General features: G+C 65.2%; 25 protein-coding genes. 10 read left to right on the top strand and 15 right to left on the bottom strand.

The window, feature by feature from the left end; genetic code table 11:
* Positions 1-192: 192 nt before the first annotated feature.
* Complete coding sequence (locus tag IP89_RS20835; RefSeq protein WP_043311658.1) at positions 193-1116, bottom strand: LysR family transcriptional regulator; 924 nt, start codon at positions 1114-1116, stop codon at positions 193-195.
* A 148-nt stretch (positions 1117-1264) separates the two neighbouring features.
* Here IP89_RS20835 and IP89_RS20830 point away from each other — a divergent pair, with 148 nt between their 5' ends.
* The 3 genes from IP89_RS20830 (at position 1265) to IP89_RS20820 (ending at position 4811) form a co-directional block, all read left to right on the top strand.
* Entirely contained in the window at positions 1265-2956 is a 1692-nt protein-coding gene (locus tag IP89_RS20830) for an amidohydrolase (protein WP_156115102.1), read from the top strand.
* Between the two features lie 99 nt (positions 2957-3055).
* On the top strand, positions 3056-3796 hold the full coding sequence (locus IP89_RS20825; protein WP_043311656.1) for a TorF family putative porin: 741 nt from the start codon (positions 3056-3058) through the stop codon (positions 3794-3796).
* A 112-nt stretch (positions 3797-3908) separates the two neighbouring features.
* Complete coding sequence (locus IP89_RS20820; protein ID WP_043311655.1) at positions 3909-4811, top strand: DMT family transporter; 903 nt, start codon at positions 3909-3911, stop codon at positions 4809-4811.
* Between the two features lie 54 nt (positions 4812-4865).
* Here the strand turns inward: IP89_RS20820 and cysK are convergent, their stop codons facing one another.
* A complete protein-coding gene (gene cysK / locus IP89_RS20815) occupies positions 4866-5840 on the bottom strand; it encodes a cysteine synthase A (RefSeq protein WP_043311654.1) in 975 nt (324 codons plus the stop codon).
* 131 nt (positions 5841-5971) lie between these two features.
* Between cysK and IP89_RS20810 the strand changes: the two genes are divergently transcribed.
* Positions 5972-7045: a DUF748 domain-containing protein gene (locus IP89_RS20810; RefSeq protein WP_043311653.1), complete on the top strand. Its 1074-nt coding sequence runs from the start codon at positions 5972-5974 to the stop codon at positions 7043-7045.
* Here IP89_RS20810 and IP89_RS20805 read toward each other — a convergent pair.
* Positions 7035-7235 carry a helix-turn-helix transcriptional regulator gene (locus IP89_RS20805; RefSeq protein ID WP_043311652.1) on the bottom strand — a complete coding sequence of 67 codons (201 nt, stop codon included), beginning with the start codon at positions 7233-7235 and terminating at the stop codon, positions 7035-7037. The two genes, IP89_RS20810 and IP89_RS20805, sit on opposite strands and share 11 nt — an antisense overlap.
* Before the next feature lie 9 nt (positions 7236-7244).
* A complete protein-coding gene (locus tag IP89_RS20800) occupies positions 7245-7634 on the bottom strand; it encodes a hypothetical protein (RefSeq protein ID WP_052081171.1) in 390 nt (129 codons plus the stop codon).
* A 231-nt stretch (positions 7635-7865) separates the two neighbouring features.
* On the opposite strand from IP89_RS20800, the gene IP89_RS20795 reads away from it, so the two are divergent.
* The 3 genes from IP89_RS20795 to IP89_RS20785 all read left to right on the top strand — a co-directional run bounded on the left by IP89_RS20795 (position 7866) and on the right by IP89_RS20785 (position 10644).
* Positions 7866-8711 (top strand): MoxR family ATPase, encoded by an 846-nt coding sequence (locus tag IP89_RS20795; protein WP_043311651.1) that lies wholly within the window; start codon positions 7866-7868, stop codon positions 8709-8711.
* A gap of 178 nt (positions 8712-8889) precedes the next feature.
* On the top strand, positions 8890-10068 hold the full coding sequence (locus IP89_RS20790) for a VWA domain-containing protein (RefSeq protein WP_043311650.1): 1179 nt from the start codon (positions 8890-8892) through the stop codon (positions 10066-10068).
* 81 nt (positions 10069-10149) lie between these two features.
* A complete protein-coding gene (locus IP89_RS20785; RefSeq protein ID WP_043311649.1) occupies positions 10150-10644 on the top strand; it encodes a PaaI family thioesterase in 495 nt (164 codons plus the stop codon).
* Positions 10645-10685: 41 nt separating this feature from the next.
* Here the strand turns inward: IP89_RS20785 and IP89_RS20780 are convergent, their stop codons facing one another.
* The 4 genes from IP89_RS20780 to IP89_RS20765 are packed head-to-tail and all read right to left on the bottom strand — an operon-like array spanning position 10686 to position 12981.
* Positions 10686-11219 (bottom strand): DUF2937 family protein, encoded by a 534-nt coding sequence (locus IP89_RS20780; protein WP_043311648.1) that lies wholly within the window; start codon positions 11217-11219, stop codon positions 10686-10688.
* A gap of 2 nt (positions 11220-11221) precedes the next feature.
* Positions 11222-12001, bottom strand: coding sequence for a class II glutamine amidotransferase (locus IP89_RS20775; RefSeq protein WP_043311647.1), 780 nt, complete (start codon positions 11999-12001; stop codon positions 11222-11224).
* A 3-nt stretch (positions 12002-12004) separates the two neighbouring features.
* Complete coding sequence (locus IP89_RS20770; protein WP_043311646.1) at positions 12005-12448, bottom strand: HIT family protein; 444 nt, start codon at positions 12446-12448, stop codon at positions 12005-12007.
* A 53-nt stretch (positions 12449-12501) separates the two neighbouring features.
* On the bottom strand, positions 12502-12981 hold the full coding sequence (locus IP89_RS20765; protein WP_043311645.1) for a hypothetical protein: 480 nt from the start codon (positions 12979-12981) through the stop codon (positions 12502-12504).
* A gap of 91 nt (positions 12982-13072) precedes the next feature.
* On the opposite strand from IP89_RS20765, the gene IP89_RS20760 reads away from it, so the two are divergent.
* Complete coding sequence (locus tag IP89_RS20760) at positions 13073-15109, top strand: S9 family peptidase (protein WP_043311644.1); 2037 nt, start codon at positions 13073-13075, stop codon at positions 15107-15109.
* The gene (locus IP89_RS20755; protein ID WP_043311643.1) at positions 15109-15534 is read left to right on the top strand and encodes a hypothetical protein; all 426 of its coding nucleotides are present in this window, start codon (positions 15109-15111) and stop codon (positions 15532-15534) included. Before IP89_RS20760 ends, IP89_RS20755 begins: the two co-directional genes overlap by 1 nt.
* On the opposite strand, the gene IP89_RS20750 is transcribed toward IP89_RS20755, so the two are convergent.
* The gene (locus IP89_RS20750) at positions 15518-15808 is read right to left on the bottom strand and encodes a hypothetical protein (RefSeq protein WP_043311642.1); all 291 of its coding nucleotides are present in this window, start codon (positions 15806-15808) and stop codon (positions 15518-15520) included. The two genes, IP89_RS20755 and IP89_RS20750, sit on opposite strands and share 17 nt — an antisense overlap.
* Positions 15809-15891: 83 nt before the next feature.
* Between IP89_RS20750 and IP89_RS20745 the strand changes: the two genes are divergently transcribed.
* Positions 15892-16245 (top strand): YajD family HNH nuclease, encoded by a 354-nt coding sequence (locus IP89_RS20745; protein WP_043311641.1) that lies wholly within the window; start codon positions 15892-15894, stop codon positions 16243-16245.
* A gap of 48 nt (positions 16246-16293) precedes the next feature.
* Here IP89_RS20745 and IP89_RS20740 read toward each other — a convergent pair whose 3' ends face one another.
* The 6 genes from IP89_RS20740 to IP89_RS20715 all read right to left on the bottom strand — a co-directional run bounded on the left by IP89_RS20740 (position 16294) and on the right by IP89_RS20715 (position 23101).
* On the bottom strand, positions 16294-16836 hold the full coding sequence (locus IP89_RS20740) for a hypothetical protein (protein ID WP_043311640.1): 543 nt from the start codon (positions 16834-16836) through the stop codon (positions 16294-16296).
* A 255-nt stretch (positions 16837-17091) separates the two neighbouring features.
* Complete coding sequence (locus tag IP89_RS20735; protein ID WP_052081170.1) at positions 17092-19629, bottom strand: TonB-dependent receptor; 2538 nt, start codon at positions 19627-19629, stop codon at positions 17092-17094.
* A gap of 99 nt (positions 19630-19728) precedes the next feature.
* Positions 19729-20679: a FecR family protein gene (locus tag IP89_RS20730; RefSeq protein ID WP_052081169.1), complete on the bottom strand. Its 951-nt coding sequence runs from the start codon at positions 20677-20679 to the stop codon at positions 19729-19731.
* Between the two features lie 2 nt (positions 20680-20681).
* Positions 20682-21215: an RNA polymerase sigma factor gene (locus IP89_RS20725; protein WP_043311638.1), complete on the bottom strand. Its 534-nt coding sequence runs from the start codon at positions 21213-21215 to the stop codon at positions 20682-20684.
* A gap of 156 nt (positions 21216-21371) precedes the next feature.
* Positions 21372-22592 (bottom strand): hypothetical protein, encoded by a 1221-nt coding sequence (locus IP89_RS20720; protein WP_043311637.1) that lies wholly within the window; start codon positions 22590-22592, stop codon positions 21372-21374.
* 59 nt (positions 22593-22651) lie between these two features.
* Positions 22652-23101, bottom strand: a complete 450-nt coding sequence (locus tag IP89_RS20715; protein ID WP_043311636.1) for a YcgN family cysteine cluster protein — start codon at positions 23099-23101, stop codon at positions 22652-22654.
* Between the last annotated feature and the right edge of the window lie 58 nt (positions 23102-23159).

Below are 23159 nucleotides of genomic sequence, written 5' to 3'. Positions count from 1 at the left end.
CAGATCCCTTGTTCTTATTCTGGTCGAAGCGCGATGCCGGATCGGGCGCACAAACACGCCGGCGCTCTGCTGCAGGAGCCTAGCCCCCGACGCGTGCCTCGTCCGGCGCCCCCTCATTCCCTCGGGGATCGCCGCAGGTTAGGTCTGCCCTCCACTTGCCCTCAATGACCCAAGCGCTCGGTGCGATTGACCCTATCGGTCAACATCCATGGTGCGGGCCAGGTAGTTCTGCAGATAGTCGATGAAGGCCAGCACCTTGCCACTGGCGCGGCGGTGGCTGGGATAGACGGCGAGGATGTTGTCGCCGAAGGCATCCGGGTCGATGCGGTAATCGGTCATCAGGCGCACCAGGCGACCCTCGTCCAGCAGGTCCATGGCGCTCCACTGCGGGGTGTGCAGCACGCCATGACCGGCCAGGGCGTTGGCCAGCAGCAGGTGGTAGTTGTCGCTCTCCATGCGCACCCGCTTGGGGTGCGGCAGGAAGATGCGCAGGTTGTCGCGGTCCACCCACCAGCCCTCGCGGCCCAGGGCCGGGTGGGTGTACATCAGCCAGTCGTGCTCCTCGATGGTCTGCGGCGTCAGCGGCAACGGGTTGCGCGCGACGTACTCGGGACTGGCGCAGAGGAAGATACGGTTGCGCCCGATGACCCTGGCGATCAGCCCGGGCAGGTCGCTCGGCCCCTCGCGCAGGGCCAGGTCGTAACCGGCCTCGACCAGGTCGACGAAATCATCGGTCAGGTCCACGTGCAGGCGAATCTGCGGGTACTCGGTGAGAAAGCCGGCGCATACCCGCTCGAGGAAGGCCGGGCCGAAGGCCAGCGCCGCAGTCAGGCGCAAGCTGCCTTGCATGCCGTTCTGCAGCTGGTCGATCTCCTCGCCGGCATCGCGCAGGCGCTGCAGCACCTGGCGCGCGGTATCCAGGTACAGACGCCCGGCCTCGGTGAGCACGATGCGTCGCGTGCTGCGCTCGAACAATGCAGCGCCCAGCTCGCGCTCCAGGTGGCCGACCGCCTTGGTCAGGGCCGAGGGCGTCTTGCCCAGCAGCTCGGCCGCGCGGCTGAAACTGCCCTGCTCGGCGGCGGCAACGAACATGCTGAGGGCGCTGAACTTGTCCATGGTCTTTTTCCGGTCAGGCAAAAGGTTTTTGCGTAAACAGGCCGTTCTGCCCGTTCACCATGCTCGCTAGTCTCCCTGCTAACTCAATAAAAACAAGGGGTCTGCTGTGAAAAGAGTGTTGCTTGCGAGTGCACTGGCTTTTTCCTCGATGGAAGCCATGGCCGCCGCCGATCTGGTGCTGTTCAACGGCAAGGTGTTCACCGCCAACCAAGCCCAGCCGCAGGTTCAGGCGATTGCCGTGGACGACGGCAAGGTCGTCGCGGTCGGCAGCGATGCCGAGATCAAGGCCCTGGCCGACGCCTCCACCCAGCTCATCGACCTCGCCGGCAAGCGCCTGCTGCCCGGCCTGATCGACACCCACTCGCACGCCGTGTTCGGCGGCCTGGAGCTGGCCGCGGCCAACATGCAGGACGAACTGGTCAGCGTCGACGAGCTGGAGAAGCGCCTGCGCGGCTGGCAGGCCGATGGCCGCGCAGTGCATGGTGACGTGCTGCAGGTCGGCGGCATGAACTCCGGCGCCTGGTCCCAGGCCGAGGCCATGGGCCAGCGCTTCAACCAAGGCGAGTGGGCGAAGCTGCCGATCGTCTTCATCGGCAGCGACCACCACACCGCCTGGGCCAACGCCGCCATGCTCAAGCGCGCCGGTATCGACAAGGCGCTGGTGGCCAGCCTGCCTAAGGGCGAGCGCGACACCATCGGCCTGCTGAAGAACGGCGAGCCTAGCGGCTTCCTGGTCGACGCCGGCTGGGACCGCGTCGCCAGCGTGCTGCCGCCGGTCAGCCCGGACGAGCTGCTGCGTGGCGCCGAGGCCGCAGTTCAATTGAACAACAGCCTGGGTATCACCGCCTGGATGGACCCGGCCTCCAACGCCGCGCCGGGCGAGGCGGTGTTCGACCTCAAGCCCACCGAGAAGAGCGTCGGCGTGCTGCCGGCGTACAAGGCCCTGGCCGAGAAAGGCGGCCTGAATGCCCACGTCGCCGCCCTGCTGGTGGCCAACCCGAAGAGCCGCCCGGCCGATCTGGAGGTGCTGGACAAGGTGCGCAAGCAGTTCACCGGCGTGCCCAACCTGAGCCTGCCGGGGATCAAAGTATTCGCCGACGGCGTGCTGGAGTTCCCGGCGCAGAGCGCGGCGCTGATCGACCCGTACACCAACTCGCACAAGCAGGGCGAGCTGCTGATCGACCCGGCGCACTTCGGCGAGCTGGTCAGCGCCGCTGACGCCCGTGGTTGGCTGGTGCACATCCACGCTATTGGCGACCGCGCCGTGCGCGAATCGCTCAACGGCATCGAGCAGGCACGCAAGGACCGGCAGAGCGGCGTGACCCACTCCATCACCCACCTGCAGCTGGTCAATCCCAAGGAGTTCGCGCGCTTCAAACCGCTCAACGTAATCGCCTCGATGCAGCTGCTGTGGGCCGCCGGTGACGAATACACCCTGGACCTGGTCAAGCCCTACGTCAGCGCCTTCGCCTTCCGCTACCAGTACCCCGCGCACTCGTTGCTGGCCAACGGCGCGACCATCGCCGGCGCCAGCGACTGGCCGGTGTCCACGCCCAACCCCTGGCTGGCCATCGCCCAGGCGGCGACCCGCGAGGGTGACAAGGGCGTGCTCAACGCCGACGAGCGCCTGGACCGCGAGACCATGTTCTACGCCTACACCCTCAACGCAGCGCGCACCATCGGCCTGGAACAGAGCATCGGCTCGCTGGAAGCCGGCAAGCAGGCCGACTTCGTGGTGGTCGACCGCGACGTGTTCGGCGTCGACGACAAGGCCCTGGCCGATACCCAGGTATTGCAGACCTGGTTCGCCGGCCGCCAGGTCTACGCCCCCGCCCAATAACAACCAGCTCCACCGCTGCGCCAACCCTCGGTTCTGCCGGGGGCTGGCGAAGCCTTGCCGTCTATCTGCCAACAACAACCACAACACAGAGATAGCATCATGAAACGCTCGACCGCCCTCCTCCTCGCCGGCCTGGCCCTGACGCCCTTGAGCAGCCAGGCCGTACCGATCAACGATGACTTCTTCGTCGCGATCGACCTCAACCTGGCCAGCGACTACCGCACCCGCGGCATCTCGCAGACCCAGGGCGACCCCGCCCTGCAGGCCGGCGCGACGCTAGCCCACAGCAGCGGCCTATATGCCGGCGTATGGACCTCCAACGTCGACTTCGGCTACGGCCTCAAGACCCGTCAGGAAGTGGACTACTACGCCGGCTGGTACTGGCAAGCGACCGAAGAGGTCAGCCTCGACCTCGGCTACATCAAGTACGCCTACCCCAAGGAAAGCCAGTTCAACCAGAGCGAGGCCTACGCCATCCTCAACGCCTACGGCTTCAAGGCTGCGGCCTACTACTCGCGCGACCTGGGCAACTTCATCGGCGAAGACCAGGACACCCTCTACACCTGGGTCGGCTACGAGACCCAGCTGCCGCTGGAGATCGGCCTGGACCTGCGCTACGGGCGTATGGACCTGAAAGACCCGATCTTCTGGTCCGGCAGCGGCCAGTCGCGCGAGTCCTACCGCGAGTGGGAAGCCAAGCTGACCCGCGACTTCGTCGGCGTGACCTGGGGCCTGAGCTACGTCGACACCGATCTCTCCGAGAACGAGTGCATGAGCAACTACGGCTTCACCGACGTCTGCACCGCCACCGTGGTGGCCAGCGTGAGCAAGTCGTTCTAGATCACTGTACTGGCCTGCCCTCGCACAACTGTATGGGCGATTTGAAAGCCATCTGCGGATTGCGCCGCCCAGCCGGCGGCGTAATCTGGCGGCTCCTGCCTGGAGCCGTTTGATGAGACCCGCCGACCTGCTTCGCCTGCTGCTGCTCGCCGCCATCTGGGGCGCCAGCTTCCTGTTCATGCGCATCGCCGTGCCGGTGCTGGGCAGCCTGCCCACTGCCTTCTTCCGCGCCAGCCTCGGCGCTCTCGGCCTGCTGGCCTTCCTCCTGCTGCTGCGTCCGGTATGGAACTACCAGGGCAAGTTCCGCGCCTGCCTGATGCTGGGCGTGATCAACGCCGGCCTGCCCTCGGTGATGTACTGCCTGGCCGCACTGGTGCTGCCGGCCGGCTACTCGTCGATCTTCAACGCCACCACGCCGTTGATGGGCGTGCTGATCGGAGCACTGTTCTTCAGCGAAGCGATGACCGCCAGCAAGGCGGCCGGCGTGGCCCTGGGTCTGTTCGGCGTGGCCGTGCTGACCCGCACCGGCCCGATCGACTTCGACCTGCCGCTGCTGCTCGGCGCCGCCGCCTGCCTGGTGGCCACCACCTGCTACGGCTTCGCCGGCTTCCTCACCCGCCGCTGGATCGGCCCGTTGGGCCTGGACAACCGCCTGGTGGCCTTCGCCAGCCTGGTCGGTGCTAGCCTGTTCCAGCTGCCGCTGTTCGCCGGCAGCCTGGTCTGGCAGCCGCCCACCAGCTGGGGCGGGCCCAGCCTGTGGCTGTCGCTGGCGGCGCTGGGCCTGGTCTGCACCGCCTTCGCCTACGTCCTGTACTTCCGCCTGCTGGCCGACATCGGCCCGATCAAGGCCAGCACCACCACCTTCCTGATCCCACCCTTCGGCGTGGTCTGGGGCGCCCTGCTGCTCGGCGAACCGCTGACCTGGGACTACCTGCCGGGCTGTCTGCTGATCGGCGTGGCACTGTGGCTGGTGGTGCGGCCGAGCGCGCCTGCCGCAACACCAGCCAAGGCCTGAGGCCAGAAACGAAAAAGCCGCCCTCGGGCGGCTTTTTCATGCACAGCAGAGCTGTTACTGCTGCAGCTCCTGATCGGTGAACAGATCACTGAACAGCATGCTCGACAGGTAGCGCTCGCCCGAGTCCGGCATGATCACCACGATGGTCTTGCCCTGCATCTCCGGCTTCTCGGCCAGGCGCACAGCGGCAGCCATGGCGGCACCACAGGAGATGCCGCAGAGGATGCCCTCTTCCTGCATCAGGCGCAGGGCCATGGCCTTGGCCTCATCGTCGCCGACCAGCTCGACGCGGTCGACGATGGACAGGTCGAGGTTCTTCGGCACGAAGCCGGCGCCGATGCCCTGGATCTTGTGCGGGCTGGGCTTGATCTCCTCGCCGGCCAGCGCCTGGGTAATCACCGGCGAGGCGATGGGCTCCACGGCCACCGAGAGGATCGGCTTGTGCCGGCTGTTCTTGATGTAGCGCGACACGCCGGTGATGGTGCCGCCGGTGCCGACGCCCGCTACCAGCACGTCGACCGCGCCGTCGGTGTCGTTCCAGATCTCCGGGCCGGTGGTCTTCTCGTGGATCGCCGGGTTGGCCGGGTTGTCGAACTGCGCCGGCATGAAGTACTTGGCCGGGTCGGAGGCGACGATCTCGCCGGCCTTCTCGATGGCGCCCTTCATGCCCTTGGCCGGCTCGGTCAGTACCAGCTCGGCGCCCAGGGCCTTGAGTACCTTGCGCCGTTCCAGGCTCATCGAGGCTGGCATGGTCAGCACCAGCTTGTAGCCACGGGCGGCAGCGACGAAGGCCAGGCCGATGCCGGTGTTGCCCGAGGTCGGCTCGACCAGGGTCATGCCCTGCTTGAGCACGCCGCGAGATTCGGCGTCCCAGATCATGTTGGCGCCGATCCGGCACTTGACCGAATAACCGGGGTTGCGGCCCTCGATCTTGGCCAGGATGGTCACGCCCTTGGGACCGATGCGGTTGATCTGCACCAGCGGCGTATTGCCGATGGATTGGGCGTTGTCGGAATAGATGCGGCTCATGCTGGTTGTCCTTGTCGATACCCGAGCCAGACAGCCTAAGGCCGCCTGCCGGGATCGTCCAGCGCACGTCGGTCGAACTCTGCGAGCCCGTAGGCAGTCCATCGCAGACACCCGTTGCGATGAGCTCCGCCATGAAACGTCGCTACAGCCTGCCCCTCTATACCCTGCTCGGCCTGGCCGTACTGCTAGTCGCGCTGCACCTGCTGCTGCCCTACCTGATCCGCGACTACCTCAACGACAAGCTGGCCGACATGGGCGACTACCGCGGGCAGATCAGCGATGTCGACCTGGCCTGGTGGCGCGGTGCCTACCGCATCGACGGACTGCGCATCGTCAAGGCCGACGGCGAAGTGCCGGTGCCGCTGCTCGACGCCCCGTCGATCGACCTGGCGGTGAGCTGGCACTCGCTGTGGTACAGCCATGGCGTGGTGGCGCGGGTGATCTTCGAGCGTCCCGAGGTGAATTTCGTCGACGGTGGCGAGCGTGGCGAAGACAGCCAGACCGGTGCCGGCGTGGACTGGCGCGCGCAGCTGGAGAAACTGCTGCCGATCACCCTCGACGAAGTGCGCGTGGTTGACGGGCGCATCAGCTTCCGCAACTTCACCTCGCAACCGCCGGTGGACCTGCAGGCCGACGACGTGGATGCCAGCCTGTACAACCTGACCAACGTCGCCGACGACAACGGCCAGCGCGTCGCCCGCTTCGAGGGCCACGCCCTGCTGCTCGGCCACGCACCGCTGGAGGCCACCGCGCTGTTCGACCCGTTCGAGAATTTCCAGGACTTCGAATTCCGCGTGCGCGCCACCGATATCGAACTGCGCCGGCTCAACGACTTCTCCTCCGCCTACGGCAAGTTCGACTTCAACGCTGGCAGCGGCGACGTGGTAATCGAGGCCAACGCCGAGAACGGCCAGCTGGACGGCTACATCAAGCCGCTGCTGCGCAATGTCGATGTATTCAACTGGCAGCAAGACGTCGAGCGCGAGGACAAGAGCTTGTTCCGCTCGATCTGGGAGGCGCTGGTCGGTGGCAGCGAGACGGTGCTGAAGAACCAGCAGAAGAACCAGTTCGCCACCCGCGTGGAGCTGTCCGGCAGCGTGCGCGACCAGGACGTCAGCCCGTTCCAGGCCTTCCTCGCCATCCTGCGCAACGGTTTCGTCCAGGCCTTCAACGCACGCTACGAGAACGCCCCGCCTAGCTCGTGAGCTCGTCGCTGAAGATGGCCTCGATCGGCAGCTCGAACAGCCGGGCGATGCGGAAGGCCAGCGGCAGGCTGGGGTCGTACTTGCCGGTCTCGATGGCGTTGACGCTCTGCCGCGACACTTCCAGGCGCTGCGCCAGCTCCGACTGGCTCCAGCCGCGTTCGGCGCGCAGCTCGCGTAGACGATTGTGCATGACGGCTCCTCAGGCGTAGCGCCAGCGCACCAGGGTCGAGGTCAGGGCGTAGGCGGCCCAGAACGCCGGGAAGGCCATGATCAGCGGAAAGCGCGGCCAGCCGGCGTACTGCTCTAGAAAGCCCCAGGCGCTGAGCAGGCCGACCACCACGCCACCAGCCAGCAGCGCCGCACGCGACATCAGGAAACGCAGGAACTCGTCCGGCTCGCTGCGCATGTAGCGGTCGAACACATACAGCGAGGCCAGCAGCGGTAGGGCCGGCGAAGCGGCGGCGATCACCCGCAGGGCGTAGGGCAGGTTCTGCAGGTCCACACCCCAGCTGATCAGGCAGACCAGCGCGGCGTACACCAGCATCAGCGAGGAACAGGAAATCACGTAGCGGCGTGCGGCGGCGTTCATGGCGGGCTCCGAAATCCATGTCAAGCAAACTTAACATTCCGTCATTCGCCATGTAAAGCAAGCTTGTCATTAGAGCGGTTTTTTGGCCATTTCCCGGCATGACCCGCCATTCAGTGACTGAATGCCCCGTCTGCGTTCACAGTCCACGGCCCTGCGCGTTATAGTCGGTCTCTACGTCACTCACCGAACCAGCCGGGAACGCTACTCGCGAGCCCGTTCGAGGATTTCCAGATGAAGTTCGAAGGCACCCAGTCCTACGTCGCCACCGCCGACCTGAAGCTCGCGGTCAACGCCGCCATCACCCTGCAGCGTCCGCTGCTGGTCAAGGGCGAGCCAGGCACCGGCAAGACCATGCTGGCCGAGCAACTGTCCGCCGCCTTCGGCGCCAAGCTGATCACCTGGCACATCAAATCCACCACCAAGGCGCACCAGGGCCTGTACGAGTACGACGCGGTCAGCCGCCTGCGCGACTCGCAGCTGGATTCGGACAAGGTCCACGACGTTCGCAACTACATCAAGAAAGGCAAGCTGTGGGAGGCCTTCGAGTCCGAAGAGCGCGTGATCCTGCTGATCGACGAGATCGACAAGGCCGACATCGAGTTCCCCAACGACCTGCTGCAAGAACTCGACAAGATGGAGTTCTACGTTTACGAGACCGACGAGACGATCAAGGCCAAGCAGCGCCCGATCATCATCATCACCTCGAACAACGAGAAGGAACTGCCGGACGCCTTCCTGCGCCGCTGCTTCTTCCACTACATCGCCTTCCCGGATCGCGACACCCTGAAGAAGATCGTCGACGTGCACTACCCGAACATCAGCGGCGAGCTGGTGGCCGAGGCGCTGGACGTGTTCTTCGACGTACGTAAGGTACCGGGCCTGAAGAAGAAGCCGTCCACCAGTGAGCTGGTCGACTGGCTGAAGCTGCTGATGGCCGACAACATCGGCGAAGCCGTACTGCGCGAGCGCGATCCGACCAAGGCCATTCCGCCGCTGGCCGGTGCCCTGGTGAAGAACGAGCAGGACGTGCAGCTGCTTGAGCGCCTGGCCTTCATGGCGCGCCGCGCCTCCCGATAAACGGGCCGGCTGCGCGTCGGCCAGACTGCGTTGAGAGCGGGCTCGGCATGCTCATTTACACGCGTAAACTGCGCTGCCTCGCCCACTCTCGCCTTGTCTGGCTCTAGCTCGCTCGCCCCTCACTGCGTGCGGACCCTCGGGCCACAAGGCAGTTACAGACATTCACGAGGGCATGCCCATGCTGCTCAACCTGTTCAATGAAATGCGTACGGCCAAGGTGCCGGTGTCGGTGCGCGAGCTGCTCGACCTGATCAACGCGCTCAAGCACAACGTCGTGTTCGCCGACATGGACGAGTTCTACTTCCTGTCGCGGGCGATCCTGGTCAAGGACGAGCGCCACTTCGACAAGTTCGACCGTGCCTTCGGCGCCTACTTCAAGGGCCTAGAAAACCTCAACGAGCATATCGAGGCGCTGATCCCCGAGGACTGGCTGCGCAAGGAGTTCGAGCGCCACCTGACCGACGAGGAGCGCGCGCAGATCCAGTCCCTCGGCGGCCTGGACAAACTGATCGAGGAGTTCAAGAAGCGCCTCGAGGAGCAGAAGGAACGCCACGAGGGCGGCAACAAGTGGATCGGTACCGGCGGCACCAGCCCGTTCGGTTCCGGCGGCTACAACCCCGAGGGCATCCGCGTCGGCGACGCCGGCAAGCGCCAGGGCAAAGCCGCCAAGGTGTGGGACCAGCGCGAGTACAAGAACCTCGATGACCAGGTCGAGCTGGGCACGCGCAACATCAAGGTGGCCCTGCGCCGCCTGCGCAAATTCGCCCGCGAAGGCGCCGCCGAGGAATTCGACCTCTCCGGCACCATCGACCACACCGCCAAGGACGCCGGCCTGCTCAACATCCAGATGCGTCCGGAACGGCGCAACACAGTGAAGCTGCTGATCCTGTTCGATATCGGCGGTTCGATGGATGCCCACGTCAAGGTCTGCGAGGAGCTGTTCTCGGCGTGCAAGACCGAGTTCAAGCATCTGGAGTACTTCTACTTCCACAACTTCGTCTACGAGAGCGTGTGGAAGAACAACCTGCGCCGCACCAGCGAACGCTTCTCCACCAACGACCTGCTGCACAAGTACGGCCCGGACTGGAAAGTGGTGTTCGTCGGCGACGCGGCCATGGCGCCCTACGAGATCACCCAGGCCGGCGGCAGCGTCGAGCACTGGAACGAGGAAGCCGGCTACATCTGGATGAAGCGCTTCATGGACAAGTACAAGAAGCTCATCTGGATCAACCCCTACCCCAAGGACGCCTGGAACTACACCGCCTCCACCAACATCGTCCGCGAGCTGATCAACGATCAGATGCACCCGCTGACGCTGCGCGGTCTGGAAGAAGGGATGCGGTTCCTCTCCAAGTGACACACGAACGGGCCCTCGGGCCCGTTCTGCTTTATGGCGAAAGCCGCTAGGCTTGGCCGGTCTCATTCGGAACCGACCGTCATGCAAGACCTTCCCCTACAAGACGCCGCCGCACCCGATGGCGTCTGCTACGGCTGCGGCAGCCGCAACCCGCACGGCCTGCACGTCAAGAGCCGCTGGCACGAGGACGGCGTCCACGTCGTCGCCGAGCACCTGCCCGATCCCATGCACTGCGGCTGGCCGGAGCTGGTCTACGGCGGGCTGATCGCCATGCTGGTGGACTGCCACTCGAACTGGACCGCCATGGCCTACCACTACCGCGCCGAGAGCCGCGAGCCTGGCAGCCTGCCGCGCATCGAGTGCGTTACCGGCAACCTCGGCATCAAGTTCATCAAGCCGACGCCCATGGGCGTGCCGCTGCAGCTGCGCGCGCGGGTCGAGGGTGACGTGGGGCGCAAGACCCAGGTGATCTGCGAGGTCTATGCCGGCGAGGTGCTGACCGCCATCGGCGACTCGGTGTTCGTGCGCGTGGACACCGGCCAGCTGGCCACTCAGGCCCACGCCAAGCCGGCCTGATCGACGGCCAAGAAAAAGGCCCCTCGCGGGGCCTTTTTTCATCAGCGCCAGTGGCGCTTCTCGTAGGCGATGGTCTTGTGCTTGCGCCCGATACCGACGGTCCAGCCGATGCCCAGCGCCAGCAGCTCGACCAGCCAGGCCAGCACCAGCCCTACCCCTAGGCCCCAGAAGATCGCCTGCGGCGCCAGCAACACCTGGTAGGTGTAGGCATCGTAGGTTTCCTGCAGCAGAGCCTGGTCGGCGCCGGTGCCCAGGTGCCAGATCTGTGCATACCAGGGGCCCTGCATGGCCAGCCACTCGGCTTCCAGCAGCGTGTAACGGCTCACCAGGTGCTCGACGCTGTCGGCGTCGCTGCGCATCACCTCGTCGGTGCTGGCGCGGTAGTGGGCCACCAGCGCGTTGAGATCGCCATTGAAGAACTTCGCAGCGGTCTCGCGGAAGCCCAGCAGGCTCTGCTCCGACTCGGCGCGATGGGCATCGATACGCTTGGCGTAATCGTCGACGAAGCCCGGCACCTGCACCCCGACCAGCAGGCCGAAGGCGAACACCAGCAGACGCAAATAACCCCTGAACATCCTCAGCTCCCCATCTGCCCGTGGGCCACGCGCTCGCCGCGGCGCCACAAACTCCATTCGCCAGGCTGGAACAGGTTCCAGCGTTCGTTATCGGTCAGCGGTTCGGTGGCGATCACCGTGACCACGTCGTTCGGCGTGGTCTCCGCCTGGAAGTCCACCGTCAGGTCGGCATCCTTCAGCCGCGCCGGGCCGAACGGTGCGCGCCGGGTGATCTGCGCCAGCTTGGTCGAGCAAAAGCAGAACAGCCAATCGCCGTCACTGAGCAGGCAGTTGAACACGCCCCTGCCACGATAGTCCTGGGCCGCCTGGATCAGTACCGGCAACAGCACCTCCACCGGCACTGGCTCGGGGAAGGCAGCGCGCACGCGGTTGAGCAAGTCGCAGAAGGCCGCCTCGCTGTCGGTATCGCCGACCGGACGGTAGAAGTCGAAGCTCGGCGCAAAGCTCGCCAGCTGGCCATTGTGGGCGAAGCACCAGTTGCGCCCCCACAGCTCGCGCACGAACGGGTGGGTGTTGGCCAGGCACACCCGGCCGACATTGGCCTGGCGGATATGGCCGATCACCGTCTCGCTCTTGATCGGGTAGCGCTGCACCAGCTTGGCCACTTCCGAGCCGACGCTGGCGGCCGGGTCCTGGAACAGGCGCAGGCCGCGACCCTCGTAGAAGGCGATGCCCCAGCCGTCACGGTGCGGGCCGGTGCCGCCACCGCGCTGCATCAGGCCGGTGAAACTGAAGACGATGTCGGTGGGGACGTTGGCGCTCATGCCCAGCAGTTCGCACATGCCTCAGCCCTCCGCCAGAGCCGCGCGCAAGCGCTCGGCTTCACGCGCCAGGCGCGCCTCGATGCGCGCGCGGCCGAACGGCAGGAAGCGCGTGAGGATGCGCCAGCACAGTGCCGGCAAGTCGCCAGTACGGCGCGGGATCAGGTGCAGATGCAGGTGCGGCACATGCTGGTTGGCCACCGGGCCGTCGTTGAGCAGCAGATTGATGCCCAGCACCGACGGATCGCTGCGATACAGCGCCTTGGCCATGCGTTCGGCCAGGGCCAGCAGGGCTTCGCGCGGCGCGGCCGGCAGGTCGGCGAGAAACGGGGCGTGGCCACGGGCGACCACCAGCAGGTGGCTCGGCCGCAGCGGGAAGATATCCAGCAGCACCAGGAAATGCTCGTCTTCATGAATGATGTGCGACGGCAGCTGGCCGTCGGCAATGGCGCAGAACACGCAGTTCATCGGCACTCCTTGTCCCATGCCGCCATGCTAACGCAGCACGCCCAGCGTGCAAGCTACAGACGCGGCTCGATGCGCAGGCGGCGATCGCCCTTGCCGTCCAGACGGGTGTCGGCGTCGAAGCGCTCCTCGCGGTCCATCAGCTCACGCAGGGTCGGTTCATCTTCCGCGGCGACAGTCGTGGCCGGGGCCTGGCGCCCGGCCCACCAGCGCTCGACCGGCCAGCGCAGGGCGGCGAAGGTCAGCCAGACGCCGAGGGCAATCAGGCCGTAGATAGCCAGGTCAGCCACCGCGCGCCAGGCGTTGTTACCGACATTGAACAGCACGTCCAGGGCGGTGATGGCGATCGCCGGGGCGAACAGTTCCTTGGCTGGGTCGACGATGGTCGGGCTGAGCAGCAGCACCGCGACTATGACCCGCAGCGGCTCGCGCAGGAAACGCCACATCCAGCCGGTCATGCGGAACCACACCAGCAGGCAACCCAGCGCGGAGATCGCGTACAGGGCCCAGGCGAGCAGATAGTCTTGTTCGGTCATGGTGTGTCGTGGCCTGGCCGGCAAAGGGGCGCTTATGATAGCGGCTTTTGCGGCCCCCGACTTCCCTGCGGTCGCCCGAACGAGAACGACCATGACCGACGCTCCCATCGCCCGCCGCGACGCCGGCTCCGATCCCTACCGCTGGCTGGAACAGCGCGACGCAAGCGCAGTGCTCGACCATCTCAAGGCCGAGAATGCCTACCTGGAAGCACAACTGGCCGATCAGGGCGAACTGCGTGAGGCGCTGTTCCAGGAGATCAAGGGGCGCATCCGCGAGACCGACCTGTCCCTGCCGGTGCCGTGGGGCCCCTGGCTGTACTACCAGCGCACCACGGCCGGCGATGAATACCCGCGTCATTACCGCTGCCCGCTGCCGGCCGACGGCTCGCTCAGCGTCGACGAGAACGCCGAGCAACTGCTGCTCGACCCCAACGCCCTGGCTGGCGACGGCTACCTGTCGCTCGGCGCCTTCACCATCAGCCAGGACCACCGCCTGCTCGGCTACAGCCTGGACACCGCCGGCGACGAGATCTACCGCCTGTTCGTCAAGGACCTGGACAGCGGCAGCGTGAACGAGCTGCCGTTCGACGACTGCGACGGCCAGATGACCTGGGCCAACGACAACCGGACGCTGTTCTTCGTCACCCTCGACGATACCCACCGCCCCTGGCGCCTGTATCGCCACGCGCTCGGCGACGCGAACGCCGAACTGGTGTTCGAGGAGGCCGACGGGCGTTTCTTCCTCAGCTGCTACCGCACCAGTTCCGAACGCCAGCTGATCCTCAGCCTCGGCAGCAAGACCACCAGCGAGGCCTGGGTGCTGGATGCCGACACGCCGCAGGGCCAATTCACCTGCGTGGCCCCGCGCCAGGAAGACCACGAATACGACATCGACCACGGCCTGCTGGATGGCCAGTGGACCTGGTTCGTGCGTAGCAACCAGGCCGGCATCAACTTCGCCCTGTATGTCGCCGATGAAGCCCAGCCGGGCCGCGAACACTGGCGCCAGCTGATCGCCCACAACGAGCAGCGCATGCTCGAAGGCGTCACCCTCAACCGCGATGCCTTCACCCTCAGCCTGCGCGAGGGCGGCCTGCCGATCATCGAGGTGCACCCGCGCGACGCCACGCCCTACCCCGTGCAGCTGCCGGACGCCGCCTACAGCCTCTACGTGCAGGACAGCCTGGAGTTTCACAGCGCGGCGATTCGCCTGCGCTACGAGGCGCTCAACCGCCCGGCCCAGGTGCGCCAGCTGCAACTGGCCAGCGGCGAACAGCAGGTGCTCAAGCAGACTCCCGTGGAAGGCCCGTTCGACGCCGACGCCTACGAGAGCCGACGTGTCTGGGCGACGGCCGCCGATGGCACCCAGGTGCCGATCAGCCTGGTGGCACGCAAGGACGTGCTCGCAGCAGGCACACCCGCCCCGCTCTACCTCTACGGCTACGGTGCCTATGGCCAGAGCCTCGACCCCTGGTTCAGCCACGCGCGCCTGTCGCTGCTGGAGCGCGGCTTCGTCTTCGCCATTGCCCACGTGCGCGGCGGCGGCGAACTGGGCGAAGCCTGGTACCGCGCCGGCAAGCTCGAACACAAGCAGAACACCTTCGACGACTTCATCGCCTGCGCCGAGAAGCTGATCGCCGACGGCCTGACCACGCCCGCGCAGCTGGCCATCAGCGGTGGCAGTGCCGGCGGCCTGCTGATCGGCGCGGTACTCAACCTGCGCCCCGAGCTGTTCGCCGCCGCCATCGCCGAGGTGCCCTTCGTCGACGTGCTCAACACCATGCAGAACCCCGACCTGCCGCTGACGGTGACCGAGTACGACGAGTGGGGCGACCCGAACCAGGCCGAAGTCTTCGAGCGCATCAAGGGCTACGCGCCCTACGAGAACGTCAGCGCCCAGGCCTACCCGGCCATCCTCGCCGTGGCCGGCTACAACGACAGCCGCGTGCAGTACTGGGAAGCGGCCAAGTGGGTGGCCAAGCTGCGCGCCACCCGCAGTGACAGCAACCTGCTGCTGCTCAAGACCGACCTCGGCGCCGGCCACGGCGGCATGAGCGGCCGCTACCAGGCGCTCAAGGATGTAGCGCTGGAATACGCCTTCCTGCTCAAGGTGCTAGGAGTGGCCTGATGCAGAACCTGCTCTACCGCTGGTTGCTGCTGGTCGGCCTGGGTCATGTGGCGCTCGGCGTGGTCCTGGCCTTCGCCGCCCACCTGCCGATCACCGATGCGTACTTCGACTACCTGTACGCCAGCGTCGCCAGCCAGCCGCCGAGCAACGAATACCAGGGGCTGCTGCGCACCATGGTCGGCCTGTTCGGCCCGACCGTAGCCAGCTGGGGCCTGCTGTTCTGCGCGCTGGTGGTGCTCTACCGCCAGCATGGCCATCGTCTGATCAAGCCGGCGCTGTTCGCTGCGCTGCTGGTCTGGTGCGTGCTGGATAGCGCTATCTCCAGCTACTTCGGTCTGATGCTGCACGCCTACCTCAACACCCTGGCCGTGTTGTCCCTCGCCGTGCCCCTATTGGCGCTGCGCCCACTCACGGCTTGTCGATAGACTCCGCCGGGTGCTTTTCCTGGCTGCGGCGCTGGGTGTCCAGCGACGGCAGCGGCTGATCCTTGGGCAACGACCGCGGACTCGACAGCGGCACGCGCTGCTGTGGCTGCGCCGGATTGACCAGCAGTGGCGGGCTGCTGCGCGGCGCCGGCGAGATGCTGCGCACCTGTGGCTGGCCGTATGGCTGTGGTGTAGCGGTGCCGGGCAGGCCGGAGGGCTGGGCCTGTGCGAATGCGCTCAGAGCCAGGATCAGCAACAACGATAGAGGACGCATAGAGAGCTCCAACGGCGGCGGCTTTCGTCCTATTCTGGCAGTCTCGTCATCCGGCAGCGTTCCAGCCGACCACAGGTACCCTCATGAACAAGCTCGACCAGATACTCGCCGAAGCCCAGCATCGGCGTGAAACCAGCTACCGCGAGAAGGCGCTGAAGATGTACCCGCACATCTGCGGGCGCTGCGGCCGCGAGTTCAGCGGCAAGCGCCTGAGCGAGCTGACCGTGCACCACCGCGACCACAACCACGACAACAACCCGGAAGACGGCTCCAACTGGGAGCTGCTGTGCCTGTACTGCCACGACAACGAGCACCAGCGCCAGGTCGACCTGCATTACCAGAAGGAAGAAGCGGCCGTCGCCGGCTCCGGCAGCAAGGTCACGCACAAGGCCTTCGCGGGACTGGAAGCCCTGCTCAAGGGCAAATCCGAGGGCTGAAAACGCAAACGCCCGCTATAGAGCGGGCGTCTGGCACAGCCTCAACAATCAGAGGCTGTGGTTCTTCTTGAACTGGGCGATGGTCGACTCGGGACGACCTTCTTCCTTCTGCAGACCGTAGGTCACGGTCTTGCCGTCCGGGCCACCACCGATATCGGTGTAACGGAAGATCGGCTCGCCCAGCTTGATCATGTCCTGCATGTCGCCGTAGCGCTTGAACACATACACGGCATCGTCCTGACGCACTTCGCCATAGAACGGATGAGCCGGCACCTGGGCAACCTTGAAGAAGCGGTAGGCGGCGATCTTGTCCAGCGCCTTGCCCTGGTCTTCGGCGGTCAGAGCGAGAATGACTTCCTGGCCACCGACCGGGTCCTTCTCTTCCAGAGTGCGCATGTTCGGCGCCTTGCCGGTGGCGAGGTAGTCCTGGAAGACCTTGAGATCGTCGAACAGGATGACCTGGGTTTCGCTGCGGACCTGGTACCAGTCCTCGTTGTTCAGCGGCTCCGGCTTGGAGGCCGATTGGGGAGCGGCGCAGGCCGCGAGAGCCGCAACCATCAAGGCGGCGGACAGGGGTTTGAGGATGGACATGGCGACTCCGTGTTGGCTGTTGTAATGGCCGAGCACGTTGCCGCAGTCCCATGACGCCGCGATGAAGCCTTCATGTCAGTTGCGTGACATTCAGATCCGCGCCGCATTTCCCCCTTCAGCCCCCATGATCAGAGGCCTCTGGCCGACTCGCAACGCTGCGAGAAGCAGCGGTAAAACGACCACGCTGCTCCTTAGCGAACATGCTCCTGATTGGGCGCTGCAACCCCTGCCGCACACGCCCCGACAGCCCATCGATCAGAAGAAACGGGTGATGCTGATCTTGGCGTTACGCCCCTGGGCATAGGCACGATCACCGCTGAGCGCCGGCCGATAGAAGCGGTTGAACAGATTGTCCACGGTGAAGTTCACCTCTGTGCCCTTCAGGCCACCCTGCTGGGGTTTCCAGTCGGCGAAGATGCGCTGGGTGTCGTAGCTGGCGTTGTCATACTGGTCATAGAACACATCACCCACCGAGCTGCCCATACCACCGGAATACTTGTCGCTGGGAAGACGGTCGGTCTTGCGTACGAACTCACCCTGCCAGCCGACCTGGGCATCGATCTCCGGAATCTTCACCCCGACCGTCGCCACCCACTTGGCCGGAGGGATATCGCGCGCCCACACATCTGGCCCCCAAGGATTGGTGTAGGCGCCTTCGTGCTCGCCGGTCATCCAGGAGTAGGACAGCGCACCGAACATCCGCCCGCTATCGTAGAAGCTTTCGACCTCGAAGCCCTTAATGGTCAGGTCACCGATGTTGCGGTAGTTGCCTTGCGGCAGGGTGCTGCCACAGCTACCAGACAATGTGCCATTGCTGGCCGACTGCGCCTCACAGCCGACCCCGGTGTTCTTGAAGATCTCATCCTTGATGTGATTGCGGAACAGCGTGGTACGAATCTGCAGGTTGTCGCCGGACACGATCAGGTTCGGCAGGCTGATCACGCTGCCGGCGCGCAGCGCCTGGATACGCTCGGGGTCGAGATCGCGACTGGTGGATGGGCGCGTGGTGCTGTTCTGCACCTCGTACTGCTCGTCGATGACCGGCGCACGCCAGGTCTCGGTGTAGTCGGCGAACAGCCCCACCTGGTCGGTAGCGGTCCAGAACAGCGACAGGCGTGGCGACCAGCCGGAGTAGGTCTGGCTGCTGTAGTCGTGGCCGCGCGCCGCATTGTTGTAGATGCGAGCGAGGTTCGGATCGCCATCGTTACGCACGCTGTCGAAGCGCATCGACGGCGTCACGGTCAGGTTGCCGTAGCTGATCGCATCCTGCAGATAGAAGCTCTGGGTAACCTGCTCGCCGCTGGGCATGAAGGTGGGCTGGAACCAGCCGTAGTTGTAGTTGGCGTTGTTGTAGGTGTTGCCTGGGATGTACATCAGCGTGTCACGGTTGTGCCTACGCCAGGCCAGCCCCGTGGTGAGGGCATGGGACAGCTCGTAGGTTTCGAAGCGGCTGGTGTTGCGCAGCTCGAGCAGCTTGTCGGTGTACTCCGTGTGCATCCTGCGGCCGCCGGTGGACACCTGTACGAAGGCCGTGGGTTCACGCTCGTCGAGTTGCTCCACGTCCGATTGCGAGTAGTTGAGCATCAGGTCCACCAGCGGATTGTCCAGCGGGTGGTAGTTGTACTTGGTCGACCAGGTGGTGTCGGTGGTGTCGCGATGCGCCAGGAAACGGCGCAGCGCAGCCTCATAGCCGTACTGGTTGATGTTGCTCTGGGTCGGTGGTGTCGGGTAGCTGGCGGAGGAAAACGGCGTCCAGCGCGTGGTTTTCGAGCGTGACCAGGACAGGCCGAAGTCGTGTTCCTCGTTGGGATGCAGATTGAGTTTGAACAGGCCGGCATCCAGGTCCTGCGCTGTGTTGGGCAGGCGCTTTGGATTGATCGGATAGGTAATGTTGCTGGAGACCGGCGGGTTGTCGGCCAGCTTGATGTCACGGCCGTCACGGCCAGTCAGGTAGAGCAGCGAGTCGACCATGCCACCATCGCTCTGCCCGTACACCGCACCGCTGTAGATCTTCTGCTGGTCGTTGCTGTGGTAACCATACTTGAGCATGGCGCCGACGTTGCGGCCCTCCTGCAGCAGATCGGTGGCGTCCTTGGTTTCCATATGCACGGTGCCGCCGAAACCGCCGTTGCCGGTGTAGACCGAGTGCGGGCCCTTCTCCACCTCAATGCGCTTGATCAGTTCCGGCTCGATGAACACCGTACCCTGCTGGTAACGCTCGAAACCGCTCTTGGTCGCGCCATCCACGGTGAACGGTACATCCTCGGCATCGCCCAGGCCCCAGATATTCATGGTCTGCCCGCCCGGCTTGGGCGATCCACCCATGCTCACGCCCGGCAGCGTCTGCAGCAGGCTGGGAATGTTGTCGGCCTGCTGGCGCTCGATATGAGCCTGGGTCAGGGTCGAACGACCGACGTTGCTGGAGTCCACTTCATAGCCATTGCCAACCACGGACAGCGCTTCGAGCTCGAGCTGCGCGCCATCGGACTCGCGGGCGCGAATCACATAGCCGTCGCCGGACGGTACCAGCTCCAGGCCTGAGCCCAGCAGTAGGTGCTGCAAAGCCTCTTCCGGGGTGTAGCTGCCAAGCAGCGCCGGAGCGCGCAGAGCCTCAAGTTCGGCCTCGTTGAACAGGACCTGCAGCTGGCTCTGCTGGGCCAGTGCGGTCAGCGCATTGGCCATCGGCTGGGCCGGCAGGTCGAAGCTGAACTGCTGCGCCACGGCATTGCCTGCCATGAGTACGGACATCAGCGCGAGTCGGTTGAGCATGCGGCGGGTACTACGGGCTTTCATCATGTCTCCCTGGGTACGACGGACCGTCGATCAGCGACGGTGAACGGCCAGGAAGACGCACAAAGGAGAAACACCCACACCTGCAAATGAAAAATATTTTTATTTAGTAGCTGTATGAATCAGCGCCTGACCATCCGCCAGTCGCTCCACACGTACCGCCAGCAGGTGCGGCAGCGCATCAAGGAAGGCATCGGGGCGATGGATATCGAGGCTGCCGGAGACACGTAGCTGTGCCAGAGCTGGGTCGGCGAGACGTACCGGCGCCTGACGATAGTGCGACAGCTCATCCGCCAGTTGTCCCAGCGGGCGATTGCGGAAGATCAGCTGCCCGCTGCGCCAGCTGGCTATCTCCGCCGGCGTCTGTCGCGAGCGCTCGAGCTCAGCACTGGCATAGTTCAGATCGGCTGCGTCGCCGGCCGTCAGTGTCGCCTCTCCACCCTCTCCTGGTCTGGCCGAGAAGCGCACGCGCCCCTGCTCCACCGCCACGGCCAGGTGCTCATCGCCCTTGAGCACGCTGAAACGCGTGCCCAGCACCTGTACCCGGCTATCGCGCGCATGCACCGTGAATGGGCGGCTGGCATCGTGAGCTACCGAGAAGAAGGCCGCACCCTGCTCCAACACGACCTCGCGGCGGTCTTCGAAATAGCGCACCTGGATACGTGAATCGAGATTGAGCATGACCCGACTGCCATCCGCCAGTTCGACCTCACTTACGGCCTGCGGGCTGCTCGAGAAGCTTTGCTCTGTCGCCACCTGCGGCGAAAAATCGCTCTGCACGAACAGCAGCCCGGCGACGATACAGGCGGCCGCGGCAGCATGGCGCAGCCAGTGGCGACGAGGTGGCGCGGCGCGCACTGGTGCCAGCACGGGGCGCGGTACCTGGCTGAAGTCGGCCCAGATTTGCTGTAGCGCTGCGAAAGCCTCTGAGTTTTGTGCAGCGGCACCCAGCCAGTCCTGAAACTGCTGTTCATCTGCAGCCGAGAAACACGCACTGGAACGCCGACTGAGCCACTGGGCGGCCTGCTCCTCGGCCAGCCACTTGGAATCCATGCTCATCGTTCCTCTCCCCCCGCCACCATCTCGGCATCCAGCCTCCGCTTGCAATGCAGCAAGGCACTGGCCACATGCTTCTCCACCATGCTCAGCGAAATGCCCATCTGCTGCGCCACTTCGGCCTGGGAAAGGCCATCGAAGCGGTGCAGCACGAAAGCCTCGCGCCGGCGTGGCGGCAGATCATCCAGTGCCTGAGCCAGCAAATGCAATCGCTGTTGTTGCTCTACCACCTCCTGAGGGCCGCCGGGGGCTTTCAGCTCGATCATCGACTCGCTCTCCGACTCGACGGACAGGGGGCGGCTACGCTGGCGACGCCAGTGGTCACGTAACAGATTACGGGCGATCTGGAAGAGAAAGGCACGTGGCTGGCGGACATCGCTGTCGCGGCCGCGATCGAGCCACTGGGTGAAGGCGTCCTGCGCCAGGTCGGCAGCATCGCTGGTGTTGTCCAGGCGCTTGCCGAAGAACTTCACCAGCTCGCCATGGAAGGAGGAATAGGCCGTGGAAATGCCACGGCGGATCGGATCATCCACCGCAGCGCTCCAACAACTTTAAGACCCGCGATACCCGCACAAATACTCCGACGGCAGGTGCAGGCCTGACCGTACGGGTTCAGGAGATGACAAGCACCAAATGAGAATGCATGTCATTTGAAATTAAATGAAGGGCGCCTGTCAAGGCGCCACCATTCAACGCAGCAGTTTGCTGTCGAGCACTTCCGATCCGCGCCCCATGACGTTCTCGCTGATCTCGATGAAGTCCTTAGTGCTGGCCTTGTCCAGGCGCATCAGGCCGCGGGTGACGTCGTCCAGCGAGCGCTGGTTGTCGGTGTTCTTGCGGATCTCGCGATCCAGCTCCTGCAACAGCAGCACCGCACGCGCCGTCACCGGGCCGGTGGAGTTCTCGGTGCGCAGGCTGCCGACCTTCTTGCTCCAGTTCACCAGCTTCTTGCGGATGGCCTGGTAGCGGTCCTCGCTCATGCCGCCGGCACGGCGCATCAGTTCGATGGCGTAGTACTCGGCCAGGCCTTCGCTGATCCAGTCGCTCTTGTCGGTGTCGCGGATGCGGCTGAATACGTGGACCAGCTCGTGCACCAGCGAGCTGGTGCCGTTCTCGCTGACCAGCGGGCGGTCGGAGTGGAAGAAGATCGAGTTGGGCGCCGACAGGCCCCCGCGCCACATGGGGTCGCCGGCGCCGACGATGAGCAGCTTGGCCGGGTCGCGCGGGAACACCGCCTGGGCCTCGGGCCAGATGAAGGTCAGCAGGGTGAGGATGTCCATGCGACGCATGCCCTCGCCCACCGGAGCCGATACGGTGACGTCGGTGTCACCGAGCTGGGCGCGACGGCTGCCGAGCTTGCCGGCGAGCATCCAGCCGGTGGGGCGGTCGAATTGGCGCGACGGGTTGTCGATGCGGAACTTGTTCTTGTCCACGCGCGGCCAGCCGGTCTCTACGCTCTTCCAGCCCTGCGGCAGCTCGAACTGCAGGCGGGCGACCAGCTCGACCTTCTCGTCCTTGTCCAGACGCGCGCTGGGCACCAGGTCGTCGCCGCGCAGCAGGGCCCAGTCCTCGGTCATGCGCGCGTCGAACTTGCCGTTGTCGCGCGGATGGTTGATGCGCACCTTGTAGCTCAGGGTGCTCTTGCCCTTGGCCGGCTTCCAGGTGCCGCGCTGCTCGCCGCTCGCCTCCCAGTTGCCATCGGTCTTGAAGTCGCTGTAGTAGCCCTTGTCGCCGAGGTTGAAGTCGAAACTGCGCACCACCTCGCCCTTTTCCAGGGTCAGGCTGACTTCGGCCTGGTCATCGCCGGGGACGAAGCGTACGAGGTAATCCAGATCGACACGCTTGGCCGCCCACAGCGGCGAGCTCAGGCCAAGCAGAAGGGTCGCGGTCAGCAGCTTGCGGGCAGGCATCGAAAAGCTCCATGCAGATGGCTATGAATCGGGTTGGACACGCGCCGAGGGGCAAACGCTCAACCGGCGCGGAAGATCAGGTGATCCTCCCAGTCCTCCTCGGCCACGCTGCCTTCGGCGAGCATGCGCCCGGACTGGGAAATGCGTTCGTGGTGCACGGCATCGCGGTCGCCGCAGACCAGATGATGCCAGAGCGGCAGGTCCTTGCCCTCGCTGACCAGGCGGTAGGCGCAGGTCGGCGGCAGCCACTTGAATTCGTCGGCCTGCGCCGGGGTGAGTTGGACGCAGTCCGGCACCTGCGCGCGACGGTTGCTGTAGTCGCTGCAGCGGCAGGTCTTCAGGTCCAGCAATTTGCAGGCGATGCGCGTGTAGTAGACGCTGCCGTCGTCCTCGTCTTCCAGCTTCTGCAGGCAGCACAGGCCGCAGCCGTCGCACAGCGACTCCCACTCGTCCTGGTCGAGTTGGGCGAGTGTCTTGCGTTTCCAGAAGGGTTGAACGAGGGCGGCCATGATCGAGAGTACAGCGGGTAAAGGCGCGGCAGTCTAGCCGCAGACGCATCCGCGGCCA

Origin of the sequence: Pseudomonas sp. ML96 (genome assembly GCF_000761545.1) — a bacterium.
GTDB lineage: Bacteria > Pseudomonadota > Gammaproteobacteria > Pseudomonadales > Pseudomonadaceae > Aquipseudomonas.
This window is presented reverse-complemented; position numbering and strand designations above follow the sequence as displayed.

Excerpts from the sequence above, each read along its gene's own strand:
- IP89_RS20830 (WP_156115102.1), top strand. The coding sequence starts at position 1,265 with ATGGAAGCCATGGCCGCCGCCGATCTGGTGCTGTTCAACGGCAAGGTG.
- IP89_RS20805 (WP_043311652.1), bottom strand. The coding sequence starts at position 7,235 with ATGCACAATCGTCTACGCGAGCTGCGCGCCGAACGCGGCTGGAGCCAG.
- IP89_RS20745 (WP_043311641.1), top strand. The coding sequence starts at position 15,892 with ATGAACAAGCTCGACCAGATACTCGCCGAAGCCCAGCATCGGCGTGAA.
- IP89_RS20785 (WP_043311649.1), top strand. The coding sequence starts at position 10,150 with ATGCAAGACCTTCCCCTACAAGACGCCGCCGCACCCGATGGCGTCTGC.
- IP89_RS20720 (WP_043311637.1), bottom strand. The coding sequence starts at position 22,592 with ATGCCTGCCCGCAAGCTGCTGACCGCGACCCTTCTGCTTGGCCTGAGC.
- cysK (WP_043311654.1), bottom strand. The coding sequence starts at position 5,840 with ATGAGCCGCATCTATTCCGACAACGCCCAATCCATCGGCAATACGCCG.
- IP89_RS20770 (WP_043311646.1), bottom strand. The coding sequence starts at position 12,448 with ATGAACTGCGTGTTCTGCGCCATTGCCGACGGCCAGCTGCCGTCGCAC.
- IP89_RS20835 (WP_043311658.1), bottom strand. The coding sequence starts at position 1,116 with ATGGACAAGTTCAGCGCCCTCAGCATGTTCGTTGCCGCCGCCGAGCAG.
- IP89_RS20780 (WP_043311648.1), bottom strand. The coding sequence starts at position 11,219 with ATGTTCAGGGGTTATTTGCGTCTGCTGGTGTTCGCCTTCGGCCTGCTG.
- IP89_RS20790 (WP_043311650.1), top strand. The coding sequence starts at position 8,890 with ATGCTGCTCAACCTGTTCAATGAAATGCGTACGGCCAAGGTGCCGGTG.
- IP89_RS20800 (WP_052081171.1), bottom strand. The coding sequence starts at position 7,634 with ATGAACGCCGCCGCACGCCGCTACGTGATTTCCTGTTCCTCGCTGATG.
- IP89_RS20810 (WP_043311653.1), top strand. The coding sequence starts at position 5,972 with ATGAAACGTCGCTACAGCCTGCCCCTCTATACCCTGCTCGGCCTGGCC.
- IP89_RS20740 (WP_043311640.1), bottom strand. The coding sequence starts at position 16,836 with ATGTCCATCCTCAAACCCCTGTCCGCCGCCTTGATGGTTGCGGCTCTC.
- IP89_RS20765 (WP_043311645.1), bottom strand. The coding sequence starts at position 12,981 with ATGACCGAACAAGACTATCTGCTCGCCTGGGCCCTGTACGCGATCTCC.
- IP89_RS20825 (WP_043311656.1), top strand. The coding sequence starts at position 3,056 with ATGAAACGCTCGACCGCCCTCCTCCTCGCCGGCCTGGCCCTGACGCCC.
- IP89_RS20775 (WP_043311647.1), bottom strand. The coding sequence starts at position 12,001 with ATGTGCGAACTGCTGGGCATGAGCGCCAACGTCCCCACCGACATCGTC.
- IP89_RS20735 (WP_052081170.1), bottom strand. The coding sequence starts at position 19,629 with ATGAAAGCCCGTAGTACCCGCCGCATGCTCAACCGACTCGCGCTGATG.
- IP89_RS20795 (WP_043311651.1), top strand. The coding sequence starts at position 7,866 with ATGAAGTTCGAAGGCACCCAGTCCTACGTCGCCACCGCCGACCTGAAG.
- IP89_RS20715 (WP_043311636.1), bottom strand. The coding sequence starts at position 23,101 with ATGGCCGCCCTCGTTCAACCCTTCTGGAAACGCAAGACACTCGCCCAA.
- IP89_RS20750 (WP_043311642.1), bottom strand. The coding sequence starts at position 15,808 with ATGCGTCCTCTATCGTTGTTGCTGATCCTGGCTCTGAGCGCATTCGCA.
- IP89_RS20730 (WP_052081169.1), bottom strand. The coding sequence starts at position 20,679 with ATGGATTCCAAGTGGCTGGCCGAGGAGCAGGCCGCCCAGTGGCTCAGT.
- IP89_RS20820 (WP_043311655.1), top strand. The coding sequence starts at position 3,909 with ATGAGACCCGCCGACCTGCTTCGCCTGCTGCTGCTCGCCGCCATCTGG.
- IP89_RS20760 (WP_043311644.1), top strand. The coding sequence starts at position 13,073 with ATGACCGACGCTCCCATCGCCCGCCGCGACGCCGGCTCCGATCCCTAC.
- IP89_RS20755 (WP_043311643.1), top strand. The coding sequence starts at position 15,109 with ATGCAGAACCTGCTCTACCGCTGGTTGCTGCTGGTCGGCCTGGGTCAT.